Consider the following 23251-nt stretch of genomic DNA (forward strand, 5'->3'; position numbering starts at 1 on the left):
TCTCCTGAATGGGGTATCTCGGGAACAGAACGTAGGGGCCGGGCAATCCAAGGTCAAGATATCTGGGTGCGTGACAGGGCGTGCGTCACAAGATCGTGTGGCAGCCACATCAGATCTGCTGTCCTGGTCCATAAGATCGCAGTGCGAATTTCGTGGTTCGGATAGACCTGTGATAAGGCGTTGGCATACGCCCCCATCTGTCGCAAAAGCCCCTCAGGGCATGTCTCAGCACTGTTGGGAACCGTTGCATTTGTTTTGAAATCAATGACCTGAACCTCTGTATCGGTGATGATCAATCGGTCAATCACCCCGTGCATGCGGCGTCCGTTCAGGTCGGCCGTCACGGGCACCTCAGCCAAGGCGTCCGTGGCAAAGACAGACTGAAGATGCGCCGCAGTCAAAACGTCGCATGCCTCGTCCATCAGCTCTTGCCGTTCCGCGTCCTGCATATCGGGCAGAACCCGCGCGCAAAGCTGCGGCCAGTCTTTCCGCGCAATCAAGGGCAAGTGTTCCAGCAGCAGGTGCAACCGTGTGCCGCGCAGCTTTGCCGCCTCTTCGTCCTGACCTGCATCGCTGGGCAAAGCCTTAGCGCCCCCCAGATCGGAAGGGCTGAGCGTCTCCGCTTCAGGCTCCGGTGGTGTGGCGGGCGACAGGAACGGGGCTGGCAGGCCCGTCACCGCCACTGCGGTTCCTGTGGCTTCAACAATCGGCGATGCACCCCAATCCCCGTGCGACAATCGCAGAGATTCTGAGCCGGGCGGCGCCACCGCCCCTGCCCGTTCCATTGCGGCCTGCACCATTTGATACCAGCTGGTCCCATCCTTACCGACATCGCCGGCAGCCGCCACGATTAACCACTTTTCAGCTCGTGTTAGAGCCACATAGAGCAAGCGAAGCCGCTCATTTTCTTCCCGCGCTCGGGCTTCGTCGCGCGCACGCGCAATCAACGCCGGGGACGCGTCAGCCGGAACTTTCCAAAGCGGTGTACCTTCGGCCACCATGATCTCGGCATCGCGCGGAGCTTGCCGTTTGCCCGTATCCGGCAGGATCACAATCGGAGCCTCCAACCCCTTGGAACCATGCACCGTCATCACCCTGATCATGCTTCCGACGCCGCTCATCTGCCGTTTGATTTCCAGATCATCGGTCTGCATCCACACCAGAAATCCAGTCAGGCTTGGGATATCCGTGCGCTCGTACGCCAATGCCTGCGACAACAGCGCGTTGATCCCGTCTTCCGCCTCGGCTCCCAGCCTGCCCAGCAGTTTACGACGGCCATCATGGCGGGTCAGGATGCGTTCTATCAGGTCGTAGGGGCGCAGAAAGTCGATCTGCCCGCGCAAGTCGTGCAGAACGGCCAGTGTTTCAGGGTATTCTTCGGCGCGTTGACGCAGAGCCGCCCAAAGGAACTGTTCTTTGCGCCGATGTGCCAAATCGAACAATTGTTGTTCGCCCCACCCGAACAGCGGCGATTTCAAAACTGTGGCAAGCGACAGGCTATCCTCGGGCGTGGCCAGAAAGCTAAGCAGCGCGGCCAGGTCTTTGACCGCCAATTCCGCACCGACCTTAAGCCGGTCTGCCCCGGCTATCGGCAGATCAGCGGCTTTGCAGGCGCGGATGATCTCGGCAAACAGGTCCGAGCGGCGTTGAACGAGGATCAGGAAATCCCCCGGTTGAACCTTCCGCCGTACAAATGTGCCGGGCGTTTCGCCATCCTCAGGGATCGTCTCACCTTGGTCGATCATTGCCTTGATCGACTGCGCCACCTTCTCGGCCAGAATGACGGTGTGATGCCGCGCGCCGGGCCGATCTACCGGATCGGTCCAGTCGGTATCTTCATCGTCTTCGACCTTTTCGACCACGGGCCACAGGTCCACCCGGCCCGGCAGATCCGCCTTGAACGCGCGGTGCTGGCTTTCCTTATGAAATCCGGCTTCTGCTCGGTTTTCGAACAGGATGTCGACCAAGGACAAGATCGCGCTGGAGGACCGGAATGAGTATTCTAACGTGGAATCCCACAATTTAGAGCCTGATTCCAAGAGTTTTCTCCCAAACTCAGCCTGCATCAGATCGAATGCCTGCGGATCGGCGCCTTGGAAGGAATAGATCGACTGCTTTTTGTCACCGACCACGAAAATCGTGCGTTCAACCCCGGACCGGGCCCCTTCCCCGCTGGTAAATTCCTGCGCTAGTTTTTCGACCACATCCCACTGATCGGGACTGGTATCCTGCGCTTCGTCCACCAGTATGTGGTCGATGCCGCCATCCAGTCGGTACAACACCCATTCGGCAACCGCCGGATCATTCAACACCTGCCGTGCACGTAAGATCAGGTCGTCAAAGTCTAGCCATCCGCGCAGTTGCTTGCGCCGCTCATATTCCGGCAAAAACGCCGTCGCGAAGCGATGCAGCACCATTGTCTTGCGCGCGGCCACCAGGGCCAGCCGATGTTCGCGCGCGGCCTCCACCCGCAACATCAACGCTTCGAGCTGGGGCATCTTGCCCACCAGCGCCCCTTCGCGCAGGGCTTTGGTCGGGAAACTGTTGATTTTAGCCGTGAAGGGTTCTTTGGCGGATTTTCCGGTCAAAAGCACGCTTTCCAAAATAGGTAAGCTGCTAACCCGGGCCTCGGTAAATGCCGCAAGCTTGTCGGCCGCCTTGGCGTTATTGCCGCCACTTTCGGAAAGCACCGGCAGAATCGACCTGATCAATTCCACCTCGCCGCCCAGAAACACACGTCCTATTAAAGCGTCTTCATCGAACCCGTCGGCCAGTTCAAACCGTTGCAGCACATCGGCCCATTCCAGCGGTTGCGCAAACAGGTTGCGTTTCTGGGTGATGGCCGCAGTAAGCTTGTCGAACCCGGTATCTGTGACAAACCAGGCGACGTCTTCGATCAGGGTGGCCTGCGGGCCTGCGGCAAAATCCTCGACAATCTCTTCACGCAATAGGGCTGCCGCGCGGTCCTCCATCTCTGAAAATTGCGGGCTGACCCCGGCTTCAAGCGGGAAACGCCGTAGCAGTGAAGCGCAGAACGAGTGGATCGTCTGGATCTTCAGGCCACCGGGTGTTTCGATGGCGCGCGCAAACAACGTTCTGGCCTGTGCCAGCCGTTCGGGGTCGATAACACCCGGAACACCCAGATCGGTCAGTTGGGAAAGAAGGCCGACATCATCCTTCATTGCCCATTGTCCGAGGCGATCAAACAACCGGTTTTGCATCTCGCTGGCGGCTGCCTTGGTGTATGTCAGACAAAGGATATGCTGTGGCTGCACGCCGCCCAATAATAGACGCGCCACCCGATCAGTCAGAACCCGCGTTTTTCCAGAGCCTGCATTGGCCGCCAACCAGGTCGAGGCGTCGGGCCGCGCGGCCTGTACCTGCCGCTCGGTTGCGTCGTTGCGGGCGCTCATGTCAGGTCCTCTGGCGTTGTGTCATCAGTGCGGTCCCATTCCCCGAACCGCGCCAATTGATCGTAATCGCCCACATCCGAATCCTTGTGCAACATGCGACGGGATGAAAACCCCTGATCAGGCTCTAAATAAGCAGAAACCAATTCTTTTAGCTCGGCCAGAACCTTGTCTGGCGGCTCTTTCGCCAGCGGTGCGGGTACTTCTTTGTAAGTGCCGCCCATGCCGATGAAAATCGCCTCGGCCACGGGTGAAGGGTCGAACCCGTCGATACCGCCCTCTTCGGCCATCGCGGCTTCGATCAGCAACTGTTTGTCGAACTTGGATTGTTGGCTTTCCGTCGGGGGTGTTCCTGTCTTGTAATCGACAATCCGCAACGCGCCGCGTTTGTTGCGATCTATCCTGTCAGCACGGCCCGCGATGGTGAAATCCAGGGGCGACAGCACAAATTTCACCGCCGCCTCAAAGGCGACAGGCCCTCCGTCCCCTCGCCGCGCGATTTCGGCGGTCAGAAAATCATCCGCGATGCGTTCCAGCCGCGCCAGCCACAGCTTACGCGCTGTGGGCCACGCAACATGTTGATCCAACAAGGTTTCCGCGCGTTTCAAAAAGTTTTCGCGGGTCAACAAGGCCGTGTCCAGAACACTGTCTTTGACGAAATGTTCCAGAATTTCGTGGATCACGATCCCGCGCAACAAGGCATCTGGCGCTTGCACCAAAGGGTCCAGAGGTTTCAGGCGCAGCACATGTTTGGCGTAAATCGCATAAGGATCGCGGATCAGCCGTTTGACTTCCGTTACGCTCAACCGGTTCGGGCGCGATGCCACCGGCGGCCGCGGAGATGGGCGCGTTGCCGGTTCGATATGCGACGCGACTTCAAGCTGTTCCGCCCATTGCAGCCATTGCCGTCCTTTGTTGCGCATTTCTGACAATGCCTCAGGCCCGCCCTGCCCCGGCAAGCCGTGCAGCAGGTTCGTAAGGCGGTTCAGCCAGCGTGATGGAACGGTTTCTGCGTCATCGGACCGCTTGGCGCGGGTCAGCCAGACCTCGGGCGCGCCGATGGCTTGTTGAAAGTCATGTGCCGACAAGCCGATCCGCCGTTCGGGCAGCAAAAGTCCGGCCTTGTCGCGCATCTGGCGGTTCAGCCAGGGGTCTGGCGCGGAGGCCTCAGGCCAGCTGCCTTCATTTAGGCCGCCCAAGATAAGCAAATCTGCCCCTTGCACGCGCGCCTCGAGCGTGCCCCAGATCATGATGTGTGGATGCGGGGCGTCGCGATCCCGGACCTCTTCGCCCGCGAGCAAAGCACCCAACAGGTCGGCGAAATCATGGGCGGTCATCGGGCCGCCGTGTTGCGCCTCTTTTTCCAGTGCGCTCAGGACGCCTTGCGCCTTTTGGCCTGCGTTCTTATCCCAGAGCGTGCCTGTTTCCCCTGACGCGCCCGCCGAAATCGCCTCAGCCATGACGCGCAGCTTGGCAACCCAATCCGTCAATGGGAGTTGGCCCGCGATCTGTTGATCGCAGAAATGGGAGTTTAGCCAACGTACCCAGTCCTCGGGAACTTCTTTGCGGATTGCAAAAGCGGTCAGGCTAGCGCCGTCTGGGAAAGGCGGGCCATGTCGGCGCAAATCTAGTTCAAGGTCCCGCGTGTGCAGCAAATGCGCGCCGCGCTCATCACCATCATGACACAGCGGGTGTTTCAGAAGGGTCAGCAATGCCTCGCCATCCAGACACCGTGCGAAAAGCCCCGCCACGTGACGCAGAAACCGGCCGGGCGGCGATAGTTGCAGCGGTAGACCAGCGCTGTCATCGGGAAGGATGTTCCAGCGATCTAAAGCAGCGCTGACTTGGCGGGTCAGCATCCTGTCAGGTGTGATTAGCGCGGCAGTTTGGCCGGTTTCGGCTGCCTGGCGCAGGCGCAGCGCGATGGCCAGCGCCTCGGACCGGGGCGATTGCGCCTCGACCAGTGTCACGTCCTTTGTGGCGCCATCCAGATCGGTCAGTTGCGGGCCTTCGGACATCCAGGCATCCGTGATCGGCGCTGGGCGTAAAGCCAGCGAAACCAAGCGGTTGCGAGCAGACGAGGGTGGTTGATCACCCGTCCAAGGCATGATCTGATCAGGCTCCAAACCAAGCTGTGTCATCAGTTTGCGGAACCGGTACTGCGGGTGATCTTCCGATGTCAGCGCATCGTCCAACCCGCGCCAAACGCGGTCGGGCTGATCGAAATCATACCCTGGCAGGATCAATGCGCCTTGCGGCAGGCGCGCGACCGCCTCCATCAGCATCAGGGTGGTTCCGCGTGACCCGGTTGACCCGGCAAGGATAACCGGATGCTGCGGCGGAGCGACTTGCCAGCGTTCGATCAGGTTTTCCACCACAAGCCGCTGCCGGGCCTGAACATCCAGCGTGTCATGGCCCGAGTCGATGAAGTGATCGGCAATCCCGATGAACGCCTGCGCGCGAGCCCAGTGTCCGGACATATCACTGACGTCCAATTGCCGGATCGCGTCGGGCGAAACGCCTTCGCCCTGCATCTCATCAATCAGCGCGGCTAGGCTGTCGGACAAGTCAAAAAGTGAAGACCGCGCAGCCAGATCAGGCTGTTGTTCCAACAGCTTAGCGATCAACTGCGTCAACTCCAACCTGCGCCGCAGCGGTGGAATCGCCGGAGGTATTTGCGCAAGATCGACGCTTTCACCCAAATCAGTGACCAGTGTCAAACGCGGCAACAGGCACGCCGGGCCTTGGTCAAACAAGTCGCGGACGCGCCGGGCCATACGCCTTGTATTGACGACCAGTTGAACGCGCGCCAGCATCTCGGGCGGATGCGCTGCACTGCGATCTTGCAACCCCTGAACCAACATTTTCGGGAAGTCCGAACCGGGTGGAACGGCAAAAACACGTGGAACTGGGTTGGGTTCAAACATTGGCAATCAACCCCTCGGCGAGAGTAATCCCTTCGGGGTGGCCGACATCGCACCAGCGACCGGGATAGGTGAGGGCAAACAGGCGATCTTGTTTTTGCATCCGGTCCCACAGGACATTCAGCGAAAATGCCTTTTCTGGGATATCCATCAACCCCTCGGTCTTCATGATCTGCGCACCGCCATAGATCAAACTACCGCCGCGCACGATCCGTCCGTTCTCATCTGCTGTGAAATCGCCTTTGCCCGTGTGCCCGACAGTCTGATCCACTGGAATACACATCAACAGCGCGTCCATGTGATCGGGATTCCACGCCTCGCGGAGCATCGTCAAAGGGTTCGGTCCTGACCAGATCGCGTCTGGATTCAGGGTGTAAACCGGGTGAGATCCAAGCAGGGGCAAAGCGGCGCGTATTCCGCCGCCAGTCTCAAGAATCTCCGACGTTTCATGGGAAAGCAGAACACCTTTTGGGACGAGATGAGCTTCAAGCTGATCTGGCAGATAATGTAGGTTGGCCACGATACGCTTGGGTTGCAGGGCATTCACCAAGTCCAACGCGTGATCAATTAGAGGCCGGCCGGCGACCTTGATCAGTGGTTTGGGCCGATTTTCGGTCAACGCGCCCATACGGGTGCCAAACCCGGCTGCAAACAGCATGACGGCTTCGGGGTCTTGGGTCATTTCTGTCGGAGCCTGTCCAGATTTTCAGGGGTGGGTGCGGGCAGGGCGTCGCGCAGCAGGTCTGCGACCGCAACCAGTGCGGGGTGTTCTAGATCCCGCATCACATGCGCCCAGGTTGACGGGATCAGATCGATATAGCTGGGCTTGCCGTACTCGGTTGCCAGCCGGGCAAAGACGCCCAGAATGCGCAGGTTTCGCTGTGCGCCCAACACCGCATAGGCTGTGCGGAAGTCATGATCATTCACCCCAGTCGCCACGATATAACGATTCACCATTTGCATCTCGGTTCCGAGTGACACATCGCGACGCACATCCTGCAACAAAGATACCAGATCATAGGCCGGATGGCCCAGCATGGCGGTTTGAAAGTCCAACAGACCAGCGCGCTGAACCCCGTCGCGATCCGGCAACCAGATCAAGTTTTCAGCGTGGTAATCGCGCAGCACAACAACTTTGGACCCCGAAGTTTCTCGGTGCAGAATATCCGAGAACCGGTTTTCGAAACGGTTACGCGCATCGGCGTCGTGCGTGCCCTGCACGGCCTGCGCGTATTTGGTAAAGGACAACGCGGCCAGTTCGGTCATCAAACTCGGATCATAGGATCGCAGAGACAGGCTTGGCGCCTTGTGTAGGTCAATCAGAACATCCGTTGCGACCTCATAAAGCGCACGCTCCATGCTGGGGGTCTGAGCAAGCACGCGCGCGAAGAGGTCGTCGCCGAGATCTTCGAGCAGAAGAAATCCGTAATGCGTGTCCTCGGCATAAATCTCGGGCGCGCTCAGACCAAGGGACCGCAGGTATTCGGCCATGCGGGCAAAATCTTCGACATTTTCCGCCTTGCCCGGGGGTGAATCCATTAACACCGCCGTCTTGCCGGTTTCCGGATCGGTCAGCCGATCGTACCGACGGTTCGAGGCATCCCCAGCCAGCGGCGCGTGCTTTGCATTTGACCATTTGGTCTGCGCGATCAACGCTTCGGCCAATACCGCGCGGTTTGTCATGCGGGAATCCTTAGTTTCACGGGCCATTTCGGATCTGACCAGCGAAGGGTCAGATGGCGTGCTTCTGTCATGTTAGGATCTGTTTCGAAAGATATTCTCGCTGCAGACTCCGGCGTCAGCGGGCCCAATTTATCCGGCCATTCAATCAGACAGATTGCGGTTTCGAAAGCCTCGGTCACGCCCAGTTCTTCGACCTCCTCAACCGCGCTCAGGCGATACAGATCGCAGTGCCAGATTTCCCCGGCCGGCGTGTCATAAGCCTGAACCAACGTGAAAGTCGGCGAAGGCACATCTTCGGGCTCGACCATCAGCGATTGGATCAGGCTGCGGGCAAAATGGGTCTTTCCGCTGCCGATCTCGCCCTCAAGCAACAAGATGTCTCCAGATCTCAATTCTGCACCGAGGCGGGCAGCGAATTCTGCTGTTTCCTCGGGCGAATTCAAAGTGATCGTGCAGGGCGAATTGGTCATGGCGCCACAATGGCCTTGCGCCCGGTTGGCTGCAACCCGGTTCAGGCGCTGATTTGCTGCGCCTCTTGCCGCATCAGCGCATCCCGATCCACCGAGAAACGAACAATGGTGGCCCCGTTCTGCATCGGGCTGACAGTGCACAACACCTGGATACCGTTTCGCAGATAGATCACACCCGACCATTCCGCGCGATTTTCCCGCGCCTCTACAAAATCGCGAATTTCGCCAAGGATTGGTGTCGCGGTGCAATGTTCCTGCCAGCTTTTGGTCACCTCAAGAACGGAGTCCGCGTCAAAGCCTGCGTCGCCTGTATCACCCCAAAGCTGTTGGTAGGCGAAATTGGTAAAAGCCAGTGTACCATCGTCACTGAAGACGGCGATGGCATCGGCCAGTTTGTCCAGAATGGATTGCATCAGATCCATTTCTGACCGGAACCGACGGGTCAGAGTGATCTCGGCAGTGATGTCCTCGAACAAAAAGGCAACCGCTCCGTCCGGGTGCGGGCGTCCACTGACCGAATAAACCGAGCCCGATGGCAGGGACCATGTCTCTTGATAGTTTCCGTCCTCCGCCGCTTCGAGAAGGTCGTTCATCTGACTGCGCCAGCTGCGATAATTCTTGGGCTCGGGCATCATGTGCTGATCCCGCAGGCGATCGAAAAAGCTGGACAGGCTGGGGCGGCAGCTTAGGAAATCCGGGGGCAGGGTAGTCAGGTCGATCAGGGCTGGGTTGAACAACGCCAGCTGGCGGTTGCGGTCAAAAATAGCCAGCCCGATGGGCAATTGCGCGAAGGTCTTGGTCATGGTCTGAACGAATTTGCGCTGCGCCACCTCCGCCTCGACGATCGCGTTGATGTCCACGGCATAAGACAAGTGCCCTTCGGGGTGATCTACCAACGTCAGATCGAACCACAGCTTGTTTTCACTGAACTCGGAGGAAATTGAGACCCGCGCCTTTGCGCTTAGCGGTTGGTCGGCATCGGGGACCGGAAACAATGGTGCGGTCAGGTCCGTGTCCTGATCCCGTACTTTGCGCACCAGCGAAACATAAGCAGCATTGCACCAGCGCACATCGCCCTGATGATCCAACAGCCAGACAGGGTAGGGCGCTTTTTCCATGGCAAGGCGGTTTGGATCATTTGATGCGATTTGAGTTATCGAGGGGCAATCGGTACGGTCGCGCAGCTGAACGCGTACAATTCCGTCTATCCATTCGCACAGAACATCGCGTTCAACCGTGCAATCGATGGCCGGGATGACCAGGTTGCCTTCACGCCGGACCTGATCAGGTGTTTCGGGGAATGTTGGAAAATCTCTGTGCAGCAGCCGGCACAGATCGGCCCAATCACGGACCTGCTCGAACCCTTCCAAAGCAATGTCCGAGTGACTGATAAGCCGGTCACCATCAAACAGGAATGCCGCATCAAACAAGGAGGCAGGTGAGGACAGCCCAAAGTTGTCCCCCCGTTCCCGCCTGCGGGGCAACAGCCACTGCACGGCAAGACTTGCGGAAACAAGGCCGATGATGGCCAGAATGATCCAGTCGACCATGCGCCCTCCGGTGCGCGAAACCAAGAAGCGGTACTATGCGCCTTAATGGTTAACGGGGTCTTAACCAATGTTAGCCCGTGTCAGATCAGGTTTGGAAACGCTGGTTTACACCCGAAGGCACAGGCGTATCACCGGTTTGCGCATCCACAAGGTTACGGGGCCAGGTCACCTTGACGATCGCACCCCGGCGTTCGGGGTTATCCGACAGGGTTTGGTATGGGTCCGATCCGTTGGCGAAATCCAGCTCTGCTCCGCTGCGTTCAAGCAGCGTTTTGGCAATGAAAAGACCCAGACCCATGCCTTCATATTCCGGACGGGTCCTTTTTTCGGTCTCACTGCGGCGGCGGCGCATGAAGGGATCGCCGATCCGGCCGATCATCTGCGACGGATATCCACGACCGTCATCCATGATGCTGACGGTGATCTGTTTGGTGGACCATTCCGCCTCGACCCAGACATTTCCGCGCGAAAAATCCACCGCGTTCTGGATCAGGTTGCGCAGGCCGTGAATGATCTCGGGCTTGCGCAGGATCGAGGGCTGCTGCACATCGCCATCCTCGGCCGGGCCTTCGAAGAAATGAACGGTCTTGCCTCGGTTGATATGCGGCTCGGCGGCTTCATGCACCACGGTAGAAAGCGGGGCTTGACGCAGATGCAGGTCGTCTTTGCCCGCCCGGCCCATGTCTCGCAGGATATCGCGGCAACGGTTCGCCTGTTCGCGGATCAGGGCGGCGTCCTCGATAAGGTCGGGCCGGTCATCCAATTCCTCAATCAACTCGGAGCTCGCCAGTTTGATCGTTGCCAGTGGCGTGCCCAGCTCATGCGCGGCGGCGGCGACCACGCCGCCTAGATCGGTCAGCTTCTGTTCGCGTGCAAGCGCCATATGGGTGGCGGCCAGCGCTTCGGACATAGATTGTACCTCTGAGCTGACGCGATGCGAATACGCGCCCAGAAAGACAATTGCGATGACGATTGCGGCCCAGTTTCCGAACAGTAGAATATCTGGGATGTCCAGTTCTGCCCCCAATGCGGTGCGCAAAGGCAGGTGGAATTCGGCCAGAAGTGTTGTCAAGGCAATGGCAACGCAGCCGATTATCAGGGTTGACCGGGTGCTCATGACGCTCGCGGAAATCGTGACAGGCCCCACCAGCAACAGCGCAAACGGGTTGTTCAGCCCGCCTGTCAGGTACAGCAAAATGGTCAGCTGCAGCAGGTCGAACAGCACCATCAGGAAGTTCTCGAACTCGGACAGGCGCTTGTTGCGGGGAAACAGCAGAATTGCAGTCAGATTCCCCATGACCGAGACGCCAATCGCCAGATAACAAAGCGTTGCGTCCAGCTGGATGTCATAAGTTTGCTGCGCGACGGTGATCGCTGTGATCTGGCCGAAAATGGCCACCCAGCGCAACAGGATCAGGGTGCGCAGCCGAATCCAGCTGCTGCGTTCCTGACCGCGCCATAATGTGATGTTGGAATTTGCCATCGGTCGATTATGTCCTGTTGCATCGGCTGAACTTCTTGATAGGTGTCCCGGCCGAAACGATCAACAACCCCTCTTATGTCAGGATTGATGTCATGGTCCGTCTTTATGCCATCCTCGCAACCGTTGTTCTTGCCGTGGGCCTGGGGGCCATGTGGCTGCTGACGCGCGGTGCCGGATCAGATGACAAGTTCGCGCAATGCCGGACCAGTCAGATCGCTGGCGGAACGGCGGCCATCGGCGGGCCTTTTGAACTGCTCAACGGCAAGGGCGAAACAGTCACCGACACCGACGTGATCACCGAACCGACGTTGGTCTATTTCGGCTATACCTTCTGCCCCGACGTCTGCCCGTTCGACATGTCCCGCAATGCTGAGGCCGTGGACATTCTGGCCGAGCGTGGCCAGTCCGTGACGCCCTTGTTCATTTCAATTGACCCGGATCGCGATACGACCGAAGTGATGGCCGACTATGCCTTTAACCTGGGTGGCAAAACCATCGCGCTGACCGGCACGCCCGAGCAGGTCAAGGCCGCCAGCCAAGCCTACAAAACTTACTACAAGGCCCATGACAAAAGCGATGAGTACTATCTGGTAGACCACTCGACCTTTACCTATCTTGTCACGCCTGAGGATGGGTTCATCGAATTCTTCAACCGGGACGACACCGCCGAACAGATGGCCGACAAGGTTGGCTGTTTCCTCGACAAAATCTAGAAAACGACGGGTTGTTTGACCTTTGGGATGGCGCTGCTATTACTCATGGTTAAGCCAAAGGCGTGAAATAGCGGAAAGAACAGAATATGGCGGACAGCTCTGACCTCGACATCGGCCCCGATAAAACGCTGCTTTTGGTGGACGATGACGAACCGTTTCTGAGACGTCTGGCAAAAGCGATGGAAAAACGCGGGTTCGAGGTTGAAACCGCAGGTTCCGTCGCCGCAGGCCGCGCCATTTCCACCGCCCGCCCGCCCGCCTATGCGGTTGTTGACCTGCGGCTTGAGGATGGCAACGGTCTGGATGTGGTCGAAGTGCTGCGCGAAAAGCGCCCCGACAGCCGGGTTGTGGTCCTGACCGGATACGGTGCAATTGCGACCGCCGTGGCTGCGGTCAAGATCGGCGCCACAGATTACCTGTCGAAACCCGCCGACGCCACCGACATCACCAATGCGCTGCTGGCCAAGGGCGATGAACTGCCCCCGCCACCAGAAAACCCCATGAGTGCGGACCGCGTCCGTTGGGAGCATATCCAGCGGGTCTATGAGTTGTGCGACCGGAACGTCTCCGAAACCGCGCGGCGCCTGAACATGCACCGTCGGACATTGCAGCGGATATTGGCGAAGCGCAGCCCGCGTTAAATCTCTTCTGGTCGGACCAAAGCGGACCTTTGCTTCGTTCTGGACGTGGAGACAGAAACAAGCGCACTATTTCGGGGGTATCGGCAAGGGTTGCTGATGCCCTTTCTCTTGTTTGCTGCGGAACGAGGAGTCTCTAAAAATGTCTGCACTAAACTTTTCACACATCGGAGTAACCGTTCCAGACCTGGAAAAAGCGGTAGAATTCTATTCTAAGGCATTTGGACTCTATGTGCTTATGGAGCCCACCGAAGTGCTGCATGACGATAGTGCCATAGGTCAGATGTGTGACGATGTTTTTGGAGAAGGCTGGGGTTCATTTCGGATTGCTCATCTTTCGATGGGGGATGGTATAGGTATTGAACTCTTCGAGTTTCCAAACACGATCGAAGAAGAGAGGCCGTTCGAATATTGGCGTCGCGGGTTGTTCCATTTCTGTGTTCAGGATGACAACCTTGAAGAACGGGTCAAGACCATCGAAGAGCTTGGTGGAAAACAGCGAATGAAGCAGGTTCGCAAATACTACCCTGGCGATAAACCCTATCGCATGGTCTACATGGAAGATCCGTTTGGAAACGTATTTGAGCTATACAGTCATTCTTATGAACTGACCTATTCGGCCGGGGCATACGCGTGACTTGTTTGTTGGCAGACCACCAATCTGGTAGTTTCCGTGTTAAATAATTTGAAATAGTGATATGTGAATGCCGTCCAATTGCGGAGGATGGCATGAACAATCTCACGACGGCATTTCGAAGGGCTCTGTCAAACTACGCCAAATTCAATGGGCGTTCTTCGCGCCCGACGTTTTGGTGGTGGGTTCTGGCCGTTCTTCTCGTTCTTCTGGTGACGCGAATAATTGATGGCGCTTTGATCGCTCCGATGCTCGGATTTGGGGTGTTTGAGCCGAACGCCGGACAACCGCTTTCCGTTTTGGTTTCGCTTGGGCTTTTGCTTCCCAATCTGGCGATTGGAGCCAGACGTTTGCACGACATCGGACGAACTGGATGGTGGCTGTTGATTGGCTTGATTCCGATAATCGGAACTCTGGTCCTGTTGTACTTCTACATTCAGCCAAGTGAGAGTGGTTCAAACCAGTTTGGAGAACCCGACGTCTTCCCCTGATTTGAGGGGTGAAAGTCGTCGTTTCAGGCTACAGTTTCAGCAGCAGTTCTTCGCGCCGTTCAGTGTATGCCTGCCGCACCTCTGTCGGCGGGCGCAACGTGATCCCCAACCCCTCCATCACCGCTTTGTCCGGCCGCCCAAAATCCTTGAATGCCCTGGCCCAGGAAAAGTCTGCAATAGTGCGCCGGTCCTGACAGTTTAGTGACTTGATACCAGTACCACTTTGCCCGAGGTTTGGGCAGGGAATTCATCTTTCGTCACAATGGAGTAAATCAATGATCGGCTATGTGACCATCGGCGTTTCGGATTTGGAGCGCGCAAAAAGTTTTTATACGACACTGTTTGCCGACAAGGGCGCAAAGGTTGTGATCGACGCGGGGCGCATCGCTTTCATCGGCAATGACCCTTCAGCGCCAATGCTCGCCGTTTGCACACCCTACGATGGCGAAGCCTGCGAGACCGGTAATGGCGGAATGGTTGCTTTTGCAGCTGACTCCAAGGATGAGGCTAAGGCGCTTTACGAGAAGGCAATCAGCCTTGGTGCTACAGATGAAGGAGAACCCGGCCAGCGCGTCCCTGATCGGTTCTACGGCGCTTATGCTCGCGATCTGGACGGCAATAAGCTGTGCTTTTACGTCTTCGGCTAAAGCTGCGTCAGCAGAGCCATATGACGTTCCATATACGCCCGCCGCACTTCAATCGGCGGGCGTAACGTGATCACCAACCCCTCCATCACTGCTTTATCTGGCCGACCAAAGAATTTGGTCGCCTCAGCCTCAGAAAACCCAGCAATCTGTGTCGCCTCCATCCAGGCGCTGATCTTATCGGCTTTTTTGATCTGCCGTTTCACTGTTTTCGGCACCTCCGCCGGCAGGCCGAACCGAATGTGGATCGCCGCAGCCAGCCGGTCATCCAGCGCGCCGTAATCCGGGCCGACGGCGGATTTGACCGGAGAGATCATATCTCCGATCACATATTCCGGCGCATCGTGTAACAGCGCGGCCAATCGCCATTTTACCGGGGCTTTGGGGGCAATCCGACCGAAAAGCTCTTCAACCAGAAGGGAGTGCTCGGCCACGGAATAGGCAAAATCACCTGCTGTCTGACCGTTCCAGCGGGCCACAAAGGCCAGACCGTGCGCGATATCTTCGATCTCGATATCCACAGGGGTCGGGTCCAGCAAATCCAGTCTGCGACCGGAAAGCATTCGCTGCCATGCTCTGGGTTGTGTTGCCATTCTGCCATGCCTTGTGAACTAGGACACGTTAACTTCGCGCTTTTGTGCTATGATGTACCTGTCTGGATCACAGGCTGCCAACAATTTATTGAGCTTTCGTGCTTTGAACCTGCACGTTTTGATCCCGACATATGGACTGAGGGGGGCGTACTCCTTTCAGTTGTGCCCCTCTCGTACTGAAACGCGTATCGAAAGGAGCATGTTATGTTCAAACGCCTATTTGCTATAACCCTGACCTTCGGCATGGCCGCCACTGCGCCGCCCGCCTTCGCCAAAAACTGTGCACAGCGCGAACATGTGATCGCTAAACTGCAGGACAGTTATTCAGAAGAACTGGTCTTTGGCGGATTGCAGAAAACGCGGGGCGCACGGGCTGTTATGGAGGTTTGGACCTCGAAGACAACCGGAAGCTATACGGTTCTGGTGACCCAGGCGAACGGCATTAGTTGTATTGTCGCCGTTGGCACAGATTTTTTTGAAGCGATACCAAAGATAGAGCTAAAGGGTGAACCAAGTTGATTTGAGCCACAGGTTCACCCAGTTTTCGGCCATTTGCGTTGCCACCTGCCCCAAGGAATGCTAGGGGCTGCCCGGATTATGATTTACCGGAAATGGAGCACCTGATGGCCGGGGACTATATCGTTAAAGACATTTCATTGGCTGGGTTTGGCCGTAAAGAGCTGGACATTGCCGAAACCGAGATGCCGGGCCTGATGTCCCTGCGTTCCGAATATGGCGAAAGCAAACCTCTGGCGGGTGCCCGTATCGTCGGTTCGCTGCACATGACCATTCAGACAGCTGTTCTGATCGAAACTCTGGTCGCGCTGGGCGCGGACGTGCGCTGGGCATCGTGCAACATCTTCTCGACTCAGGACCACGCGGCGGCAGCAATTGCCGAGGCTGGCGTTCCTGTCTTCGCCATCAAGGGTCAGACTCTGGAAGAGCATTGGGATTACCTGGACAAGTCCTTCCTGTTCGACGATGGCCCCAACATGATCCTGGACGATGGTGGCGACGCGACATTGTACATTCTGCTGGGCGCACGTGCCGAAGCGGGTGAGGATATCATCGCTGTTCCGACATCCGAAGAAGAAGAAGTCATCAAGGCGCAGATCGCCAAGCGCATGGCAGCATCGCCGGGCTGGTTCACCAAGATGCGAGACCAGATTCAGGGCGTGTCCGAGGAAACCACCACCGGCGTGAACCGCCTGTATCAACTGGTGAAAGACGGCCAACTGCCGTTCCCGGCGATCAATGTGAACGACTCGGTCACCAAGTCGAAGTTTGACAACAAATACGGCTGCAAGGAATCGCTGGTTGACGGCATCCGCCGCGCCACTGACACCATGATGGCCGGCAAGGTTGCCGTGGTTTGCGGTTACGGTGACGTTGGCAAAGGTTCGGCCGCGTCTCTGCGCGGTGCTGGTGCCCGTGTGAAAGTGACCGAAGTTGACCCGATTTGCGCCCTGCAGGCCGCGATGGACGGTTTCGAAGTCACGTTGCTGGAAGACGAAGTCGCTTCTGCCGACATCTTCATCACTACCACCGGCAACAAGGACGTGATCCGCATCGAGCATATGCGCGAGATGAAGGACATGGCGATCGTCGGCAACATTGGTCACTTCGATAACGAGATTCAGGTGGCCAGCCTGAAGAACCACAAGTGGACCAACATCAAGGAACAGGTGGACATGATCGAACTGCCCTCGGGCAATCGCATCATCCTGCTGTCCGAAGGCCGCCTGCTGAACCTTGGTAATGCGACCGGTCACCCGTCTTTCGTGATGTCGGCCTCGTTCACCAACCAGGTTCTGGCGCAGATCGAGCTGTTCACCAAGGGCGACCAGTACAACAACGACGTCTACATCCTGCCCAAGCATCTGGATGAAAAAGTTGCGCGTCTGCATCTGGATCGTATCGGCGTCAAGCTGACCAAGATGGACAACGAGCAGGCATCTTACATTGGCGTGAAGCCCGAAGGCCCCTACAAACCGGAACACTACCGTTATTGAGTGCGAAAGAACGCATGAACAAACACTCCGGACGCCGCCGATTCCTGTTATCGGCGGCGTCTTTTGTTTTTAGTATCGCCGTTGTAGCCATCCTGTTCGGAGGGGGCGGATGGTGGTTGTTGGCGCACCCGGGAACACCCGTGCCATCGCATTGGAACCCTTTGCGAGAGCTGAAAATCACCGCGTCGGTCACGCCAATCACACGGTTTCAGCTTAATCGCGCGCTGGTGAATGAAGTACAGTGCCGCGCCGCCTTGGCCGACGCCGGCGCGAACTTTGAGGCGATGGATGATCTGATCGTGGATGAGAATTGCGGCATCACCGGGCGCGGTCTGTTGTCTGCGCTGGTGACATCGGGAGTAAATGCGGTTGAAACCAGTTGCGCGACCACTTTGCGGCTGGCCATGTGGGAACATCATGTCGTTCAACCCACTGCGAGAGATCTTTTGGGCACGCAGGTCAGCCGGTTGCGGCATGTGGGCAGTTACAATTGCCGCCAGATGCGTACCGCTCAGGGTCAGAGCAGCGGTTGGAGCAGCCATGCCAAGGCGGATTCCATTGATATTGTTGGTTTGCAATTCGCTGATGGGCGCAGTCTGACCTTGCTATCCGATTGGAGCACCGAAGGACCTGAGGGTCAATTTCTGCGCCAGATCTGGCGCGGTGCATGTGATTGGTTTCGTGTGGTATTGGGTCCTGATTTCAATCGCTTGCACGCGGATCACTTTCATCTACAGGGTCCCGGTTGGGGTTATTGCCGATAGTTTAACTTGATGGGTATTTAACGCAGGGACGGAAAGAAATCTCCGCGTCCTTGTGGTGTGAAATCCAGAATATTCCACAGGGGCCACGCCGCATCCACGTGCCGCGGATGCCAGTCGCTGGGCTCAAAGAACAGCTCGGAACTCCAGAAATGGCTTATGCCGTCCGCATCGCGCTGAAAGACGTTCAGGATCGGCAGTTGGCTTCCATCCTCGGCCTCGGCCAGATAGTCGCGCTGATAGTCTGTGCCCAATGCAGAATAGAGCGGTAGATCATCCCATGACATTTCCGCTTTCAGCGCTGCAAGCCTTTCACAGGTGTTTTGCGCCACGACCGCAAAGGCGATTTTCTGCGATATATGGGCGACCTGTCCATTCAACCCGTCCAGAAAGGCAGAACACATCGGGCAAGGTGCCTCTGCATCCGGCCCGTACATAAGCGAGTATATAGCCAAGGTGTCATGTGATCCGAACAAAGACGACAGCGGTGTCGGCGCACCCCGGTCTGACCGGAATGCATAGTCCCGCGGAACTGCCCCGCCTTTGGGCAAACTGCGACGCAGCTTTGCAACCTTTTCAATCTGAGCCCGCAGTTCAGCCTCAGCCGACAGCAAGGTGTTTCGTGCAGTTCTGTATTGCGAAGTTTCGTTGGGCAGCGACACGGGCATTGTGACCTCCTGGTTTCGGAACGAATGATATATTTAACCTTATTGTTAAATAAAAGACCATCAAAATCAAGCCTCAGATCAGACCGGCATGGTTTAGGGGGAATGCAGCTAATTTTTCCCTTTGTGCAAATTCCCGCTCCCGTTACCGTGTCTGCGGCGCTGGTATGGCCAAAAACAAGTTTCAACCGGGAGATAACCATGGGAAAACGCGACGACCTGATCGCTAAATATGCCGAGGACCTGAAGTCCAAATGCGGTATGGACGCAGATATGGATCTGCTGACCAAAGTCACAATCGGCTGTGGCCCTGCAATTTATGACGCCGATGCATCGACTGTCGCGGCAACTCAGGAAGGTGAGTTGGAAACGGTCAAGAACAACTTCCTCATCAAAAAGCTGGGCCTGTCAGATGGACCGGAATTGATGGAAGCGATCAACAAGGCACTGGAAACCTATGGCATGTCCGAGCGTAACAAATACCGCGCCGTCGTGTATTACATGCTGACCAAGCACTTCGGCAAAGAGGCTGTTTACGGCTGATCTCGCCACACCTTTTTTGCAGCGCCCGTCAGATCCCTGGCGGGCGTTTCCAATTTTAAGTACTTGCCGTTTGAACCGCGCCGCATGGATCGGTTAGTGTCAGGACGTGACCAGGACGGTCAGAGCCAAAATTTCCATACGCGTGTGGTGAGTCGGGAGCACGCGGGGTAGGGAAGGTTCTGCATTCGTCAGGGCCTTCCCTTTAATCTGTTATTAAGTAGCCTGCGTGCCGCCCAGATCGCAGATCACCTGCCATTCCGCATCGCTGACCGGCTGAACAGACAGGCGAGAGTTTTTGACCAGCACCATTTCCCCCAAACGCTCGTCAGCCCTGATCTGGTCCAGCGTGACAGGGGTTGTAAACGGGCGAACGGCCTTAATGTCCACGCATTCCCAACGCTCGTCATCCGTGGTGCTGTCGGGGTGCGCCGGCGCGCAGACCTCGACAATACCAACAATCGCCTTGTCCTTTTGCGAGTGGTAGAAGAACCCGCGATCGCCAACTGCCATCTGACGCATGAAATTGCGCGCCTGGTAGTTGCGCACGCCGTCCCATTCTTCGCCCGCATCCCCTTTGGCAACCTGCTGGTCCCAACCCCAAGTCGATGGTTCGGATTTGAACAGCCAATACGCCATCAGCCTATGACCTTTTTCCATGCAATCAGGTCAACCGATTGGAACAACCCGGCTTTTGCATAAGGATCGTTGTCCGCCCAGTTTTGCGCGGCGGCCATGTCTTCGACCTCCAGAATGATCAAAGAGCCGATCATTGCGTCGCCGTCCAGCAAGGGACCCGCCTGCGCAACGACACCCGTTTCCTCAATATAGGCCAGGTGGGCAGCGCGATTGTCCAGCCGGGTTTGCAGCGCGCCGTCCTTGTCACGGGCGATGAGAGCGATCAGCATATTATTCCTCCTTCAGGGGTCGGTTGAGCAGGGCTCGGATAGCTTCGGTCACACTGTAGGCGCCACTGCTAAGGTCTGCCACCGTTGTACTGATGGGCATGTCCAGCCCTTCAGCGGTGGCAATTTCCGTCATGGCCCGCGCTGTGGCGACCCCTTCAACGGTGGTGTGGGTATCGAACTGGATATTCCGACCCAATGACAGGCCAAAGCGATAGTTTCGGGACAGTTCAGACGAACAAGTCAGGACCAGATCCCCCAATCCAGACAATCCCATAAGCGTATCGGGTCGCGCCCCGCGCATCAGCGCAAAGCGCTGCATTTCTGCAAACCCGCGTGTCATCAAGGCGGCGCGCGCGCTGTCGCCCAACCCGGCCCCGATTGCAGCACCACATCCAATGGCGATCACGTTTTTTAAAGCACCGCCCAATTCCGCCCCAACCATGTCGGTGGTTCGATAAAGGCGCAGGTTGGCAGTGGTCAAGTCGTGTTGCAACGTCAGACTCAGCGAGTCATCTGCGCAGGCCAAGGTTAGCGCCGTTGGCAACCCGCGTGCAATGTCGTCGGCAAAGCTGGGGCCGGTCAGCAAGGCAGGTTGTGCATCCGGAATCGTTTGCCGGATCACAGATATGGGCCCAAGCCCGGACGAAAGCTCAATACCCTTGCAGCATGCCACCAGGGTTTTCCCGGCGAGAGCCGAGGCATGTTCAAGCAGGGCGTCGCGCAATTTCTGCATGGGGACGGCCATCAGCAGGACATCAGGCCCGGTCGCCTGATCGATGTTCGATGTTACCGTGATATCAGCAGGCAAAGCCACGCCGGGCAAGCGCTGGGTGTTTTCACGCGCTGTTTGCATATGCTGGGCCTGACCTTGATCCCGAGACCACAGCGTAACCGGCCCGTTCCCGGCCAGTGAAATGGCCAGGCTAGTGCCGAATGCGCCAGATCCCAGAACGGAAACGCTCATGCCTTGGCGCCTTTCTTGCCGCCGCCCAGCATCGCAGGACTGGTCTTGTCCAAAGGCCAGCGAGGGCGCGCCGTAAGGTCCAGCCCGTCACGCGCACCCATGCGAAATCGTTCCATGCCGGCATAGGCAATCATGGCGGCATTGTCGGTACACAGGTTGAGCGGCGGAGCAGTAAACCGAGCGCCCTTTTCGGCGCAAACAGTCTCTAACGCAGCCCGAATGGCGGAATTGGCGGCAACGCCGCCAGCGACGGCAATGACTGGATCAATTGGGTTCTCCTCAAGATACCTGTCAATCGCGCGGCGGGTTTTCTCGGCCAGAGTATCGACGACCGCTTGTTGGAACCCGGCGCACAAATCGGCGCGGTCTTGACGGGTCAGACCGCCCTTTTCAGCAACAATCTGATCCCGCATCCGCATCAACGCGGTTTTCAGCCCCGAAAAGGAGAGATCACATCCGGGCCGATCCAGCAGAGGTCGGGGAAACCGGAAACGCTTGGGATCACCAGAGCGTGCTTCGGTCTCAACCGAAGGACCGCCGGGTTGCGACAGGCCCAGAAGACGAGCGGTTTTGTCGAACGCCTCGCCAGGGGCATCGTCAATTGTTCCGCCCAGTCGCGTAAATTGTTCCGGCCCGTGCGCGATCAGGTACTGACAATGCCCGCCTGAAACCAACAACATCAGATAGGGAAACGCGATACCATCCGTCAGGCGCGGCGTCAGCGCATGACCAGCCAGATGGTTCACGCCGATCAGGGGAAGTCCGGTTGCCGCGCTCAGCCCTTTGGCGCACATGACGCCGGACATGACCCCGCCGATCAGGCCGGGACCCGCAGTGACGGCAATTGCATCCATATCGGTCAGCGTCAGGCCGGCAGCCTCTAACGCCTGCACCACGCAAATATCCAGTTTTTCGGCATGGGCCCGCGCTGCGATTTCGGGCACGACCCCGCCGAATGCGCTGTGCAGCTCGGTTTGACCGTGAACAATAGACGACAGAACCTCGGCACCCGCACCATCGGATTGGCGCACAACAGCGGCGGCCGTGTCATCACAGCTGCTTTCCAATCCAAGAACGGTAAGTGTTTGCACCATAGGCCTGATCCGTTGCATCATGACACTCAAGCGGGGTATCACCCTGCGCGGACGCAAACAATCCCAAGGCCGAAGGCCCCGCCATTGTATTTGTTGATGACCCGCCCTCGCGCCGCCTCTGAAAGGTTTGTCACACAGCTGTCGGACCGCGTCAGGTCGCGGGTGGATGTCATCTATTCTCCGATTCTGGAAATCCGACCCCTGAGAGTTGCGGTCGAAACGGACGGAATTCGCGGATTGATCTTTACTTCGGCCAACTCGGTCAATGCCGCCGCGTCGCTGGGCGTTAAACCCGATCTGCCCGCCTATTGTGTTGGTCCGGCGACCACTGGAACCGCCAAAGGGGCTGGATGGGATGCATTGATGGTGGGTAATACCGCCGAAGAACTGGTGGCCTACCTGTTGAAACACCGGCCTGAAAGCCCGTTGCTGCATCTCAGGGGTGAACATACGCGGGGAAATGTTGCCGGGCGTCTGACCGAATCGGGGCTGACGGTTCACGAACAGATTGTTTATCAACAGCGTTTGTTACCGCTGACATCCGAAGCGGCTGCGGCCACATCCGGTGACAGACCTGTTCTCGCACCGCTGTTTTCGCCCCGAACGGCGCGACAATTTGCCGAAATCTGGACTGGAACAGCACCTTTGTGGCTGGTTGCCATCAGCGAAGCCACGGCCGAGCCCCTTTATTCCTTGGACTATGAGCGCCTGAAGATCGCCAAAGAGCCGACACCCAAGAAAATGCGGAAAGCCGTGAAAAAGCTTGTCAAACACGCGATGCGGGTTGAGCGTGGAGAGACCACTGATTAACTTAGAGTGGTCTGTTATTCATATGAAATTGGATTCGATAAGGGGAACGTCGCGGTGGCTCGTAAGAAAAAAACCGATCAAAAGCCGGTGGAAGACCCCAAGTCGGACGAAACAGTTGAATTCACCTCGCAGCGTGATGAGACAGTCGTTGACGCAGATGAGCCGTTAGAAGAGGCCCTTTCCGAAGCCGAAGCCGAAGCCGAAGCCGAAGCCGAAGCCGAAGCCGAAGCCGAAGCCGAAGCCGAAGCCGAAGCCGAAGCCGAA

General features: G+C 57.4%; 23 protein-coding genes and 1 pseudogene. 11 read left to right on the top strand and 13 right to left on the bottom strand.

Annotated features, from left to right (window positions below):
* Positions 1-53: 53 nt before the first annotated feature.
* The 7 genes from addA to regB all read right to left on the bottom strand — a co-directional run bounded on the left by addA (position 54) and on the right by regB (position 11520).
* Positions 54-3413, bottom strand: a complete 3360-nt coding sequence (gene addA / locus QMP16_RS19005; RefSeq protein ID WP_282153658.1) for a double-strand break repair helicase AddA — start codon at positions 3411-3413, stop codon at positions 54-56.
* On the bottom strand, positions 3410-6337 hold the full coding sequence (addB, locus tag QMP16_RS19010; RefSeq protein ID WP_282153659.1) for a double-strand break repair protein AddB: 2928 nt from the start codon (positions 6335-6337) through the stop codon (positions 3410-3412). Before addB ends, addA begins: the two co-directional genes overlap by 4 nt.
* Entirely contained in the window at positions 6330-7016 is a 687-nt protein-coding gene (locus tag QMP16_RS19015; protein ID WP_282153660.1) for a nucleotidyltransferase family protein, read from the bottom strand. Before QMP16_RS19015 ends, addB begins: the two co-directional genes overlap by 8 nt.
* The gene (locus QMP16_RS19020) at positions 7013-8017 is read right to left on the bottom strand and encodes an aminoglycoside phosphotransferase family protein (RefSeq protein ID WP_282153661.1); all 1005 of its coding nucleotides are present in this window, start codon (positions 8015-8017) and stop codon (positions 7013-7015) included. Before QMP16_RS19020 ends, QMP16_RS19015 begins: the two co-directional genes overlap by 4 nt.
* Positions 8014-8487 (bottom strand): tRNA (adenosine(37)-N6)-threonylcarbamoyltransferase complex ATPase subunit type 1 TsaE, encoded by a 474-nt coding sequence (gene tsaE, locus QMP16_RS19025; protein ID WP_282153662.1) that lies wholly within the window; start codon positions 8485-8487, stop codon positions 8014-8016. Before tsaE ends, QMP16_RS19020 begins: the two co-directional genes overlap by 4 nt.
* A 41-nt stretch (positions 8488-8528) precedes the next feature.
* Positions 8529-10037: a PAS-domain containing protein gene (locus QMP16_RS19030; RefSeq protein WP_282153663.1), complete on the bottom strand. Its 1509-nt coding sequence runs from the start codon at positions 10035-10037 to the stop codon at positions 8529-8531.
* 85 nt (positions 10038-10122) lie between these two features.
* Complete coding sequence (gene regB / locus QMP16_RS19035) at positions 10123-11520, bottom strand: sensor histidine kinase RegB (protein ID WP_282153664.1); 1398 nt, start codon at positions 11518-11520, stop codon at positions 10123-10125.
* 92 nt (positions 11521-11612) lie between these two features.
* Here regB and QMP16_RS19040 point away from each other — a divergent pair, with 92 nt between their 5' ends.
* The 5 genes from QMP16_RS19040 to QMP16_RS19060 all read left to right on the top strand — a co-directional run bounded on the left by QMP16_RS19040 (position 11613) and on the right by QMP16_RS19060 (position 14643).
* Positions 11613-12233 carry an SCO family protein gene (locus QMP16_RS19040; RefSeq protein WP_282153680.1) on the top strand — a complete coding sequence of 207 codons (621 nt, stop codon included), beginning with the start codon at positions 11613-11615 and terminating at the stop codon, positions 12231-12233.
* Between the two features lie 86 nt (positions 12234-12319).
* Positions 12320-12874, top strand: a complete 555-nt coding sequence (locus QMP16_RS19045) for an ActR/PrrA/RegA family redox response regulator transcription factor (protein WP_058275167.1) — start codon at positions 12320-12322, stop codon at positions 12872-12874.
* A 139-nt stretch (positions 12875-13013) separates the two neighbouring features.
* On the top strand, positions 13014-13508 hold the full coding sequence (locus QMP16_RS19050) for a lactoylglutathione lyase family protein (RefSeq protein ID WP_282153665.1): 495 nt from the start codon (positions 13014-13016) through the stop codon (positions 13506-13508).
* Positions 13509-13600: 92 nt separating this feature from the next.
* Positions 13601-13996 carry a DUF805 domain-containing protein gene (locus QMP16_RS19055; protein ID WP_282119815.1) on the top strand — a complete coding sequence of 132 codons (396 nt, stop codon included), beginning with the start codon at positions 13601-13603 and terminating at the stop codon, positions 13994-13996.
* 275 nt (positions 13997-14271) lie between these two features.
* Positions 14272-14643 carry a VOC family protein gene (locus QMP16_RS19060; protein WP_058275170.1) on the top strand — a complete coding sequence of 124 codons (372 nt, stop codon included), beginning with the start codon at positions 14272-14274 and terminating at the stop codon, positions 14641-14643.
* Here the strand turns inward: QMP16_RS19060 and QMP16_RS19065 are convergent.
* The gene (locus tag QMP16_RS19065; protein ID WP_282153666.1) at positions 14640-15233 is read right to left on the bottom strand and encodes an HD family hydrolase; all 594 of its coding nucleotides are present in this window, start codon (positions 15231-15233) and stop codon (positions 14640-14642) included. The two genes, QMP16_RS19060 and QMP16_RS19065, sit on opposite strands and share 4 nt — an antisense overlap.
* 204 nt (positions 15234-15437) lie before the next feature.
* Here QMP16_RS19065 and QMP16_RS19070 point away from each other — a divergent pair, with 204 nt between their 5' ends.
* The 3 genes from QMP16_RS19070 to QMP16_RS19080 all read left to right on the top strand — a co-directional run bounded on the left by QMP16_RS19070 (position 15438) and on the right by QMP16_RS19080 (position 18009).
* The gene (locus QMP16_RS19070; RefSeq protein WP_282153667.1) at positions 15438-15752 is read left to right on the top strand and encodes a hypothetical protein; all 315 of its coding nucleotides are present in this window, start codon (positions 15438-15440) and stop codon (positions 15750-15752) included.
* Positions 15753-15856: 104 nt separating this feature from the next.
* Positions 15857-17245, top strand: coding sequence for an adenosylhomocysteinase (gene ahcY / locus QMP16_RS19075; protein WP_282153681.1), 1389 nt, complete (start codon positions 15857-15859; stop codon positions 17243-17245).
* Between the two features lie 14 nt (positions 17246-17259).
* Complete coding sequence (locus QMP16_RS19080; protein WP_282153668.1) at positions 17260-18009, top strand: extensin-like domain-containing protein; 750 nt, start codon at positions 17260-17262, stop codon at positions 18007-18009.
* Positions 18010-18026: 17 nt separating this feature from the next.
* Here QMP16_RS19080 and QMP16_RS19085 read toward each other — a convergent pair whose 3' ends face one another.
* Complete coding sequence (locus QMP16_RS19085) at positions 18027-18674, bottom strand: DUF899 family protein (protein ID WP_282153669.1); 648 nt, start codon at positions 18672-18674, stop codon at positions 18027-18029.
* Between the two features lie 198 nt (positions 18675-18872).
* Here QMP16_RS19085 and QMP16_RS19090 point away from each other — a divergent pair, with 198 nt between their 5' ends.
* The gene (locus tag QMP16_RS19090; RefSeq protein WP_282153670.1) at positions 18873-19214 is read left to right on the top strand and encodes a DUF2853 family protein; all 342 of its coding nucleotides are present in this window, start codon (positions 18873-18875) and stop codon (positions 19212-19214) included.
* A 213-nt stretch (positions 19215-19427) separates the two neighbouring features.
* Here the strand turns inward: QMP16_RS19090 and QMP16_RS19095 are convergent, their stop codons facing one another.
* From QMP16_RS19095 to tsaD, 4 genes are read right to left on the bottom strand one after another with little or no spacing between them, the layout of a single operon-like run.
* Positions 19428-19850, bottom strand: coding sequence for an EVE domain-containing protein (locus QMP16_RS19095; RefSeq protein ID WP_282153671.1), 423 nt, complete (start codon positions 19848-19850; stop codon positions 19428-19430).
* Positions 19850-20119, bottom strand: coding sequence for a YciI family protein (locus QMP16_RS19100; protein ID WP_058275177.1), 270 nt, complete (start codon positions 20117-20119; stop codon positions 19850-19852). Before QMP16_RS19100 ends, QMP16_RS19095 begins: the two co-directional genes overlap by 1 nt.
* 1 nt (position 20120) lies before the next feature.
* A complete protein-coding gene (locus QMP16_RS19105) occupies positions 20121-21083 on the bottom strand; it encodes an NAD(P)H-dependent glycerol-3-phosphate dehydrogenase (RefSeq protein ID WP_282153672.1) in 963 nt (320 codons plus the stop codon).
* Positions 21080-22177, bottom strand: coding sequence for a tRNA (adenosine(37)-N6)-threonylcarbamoyltransferase complex transferase subunit TsaD (tsaD, locus tag QMP16_RS19110; protein WP_282153673.1), 1098 nt, complete (start codon positions 22175-22177; stop codon positions 21080-21082). Before tsaD ends, QMP16_RS19105 begins: the two co-directional genes overlap by 4 nt.
* Before the next feature lie 96 nt (positions 22178-22273).
* On the opposite strand from tsaD, the gene QMP16_RS19115 reads away from it, so the two are divergent.
* Positions 22274-22987 carry a uroporphyrinogen-III synthase gene (locus tag QMP16_RS19115; RefSeq protein WP_282153674.1) on the top strand — a complete coding sequence of 238 codons (714 nt, stop codon included), beginning with the start codon at positions 22274-22276 and terminating at the stop codon, positions 22985-22987.
* Between the two features lie 54 nt (positions 22988-23041).
* Positions 23042-23251: pseudogene (locus tag QMP16_RS19120) on the top strand (hypothetical protein); the annotation flags it as partial.

Origin of the sequence: Ruegeria atlantica, assembly GCF_947495585.1 — a bacterium.
GTDB lineage: Bacteria > Pseudomonadota > Alphaproteobacteria > Rhodobacterales > Rhodobacteraceae > Ruegeria > Ruegeria atlantica_G.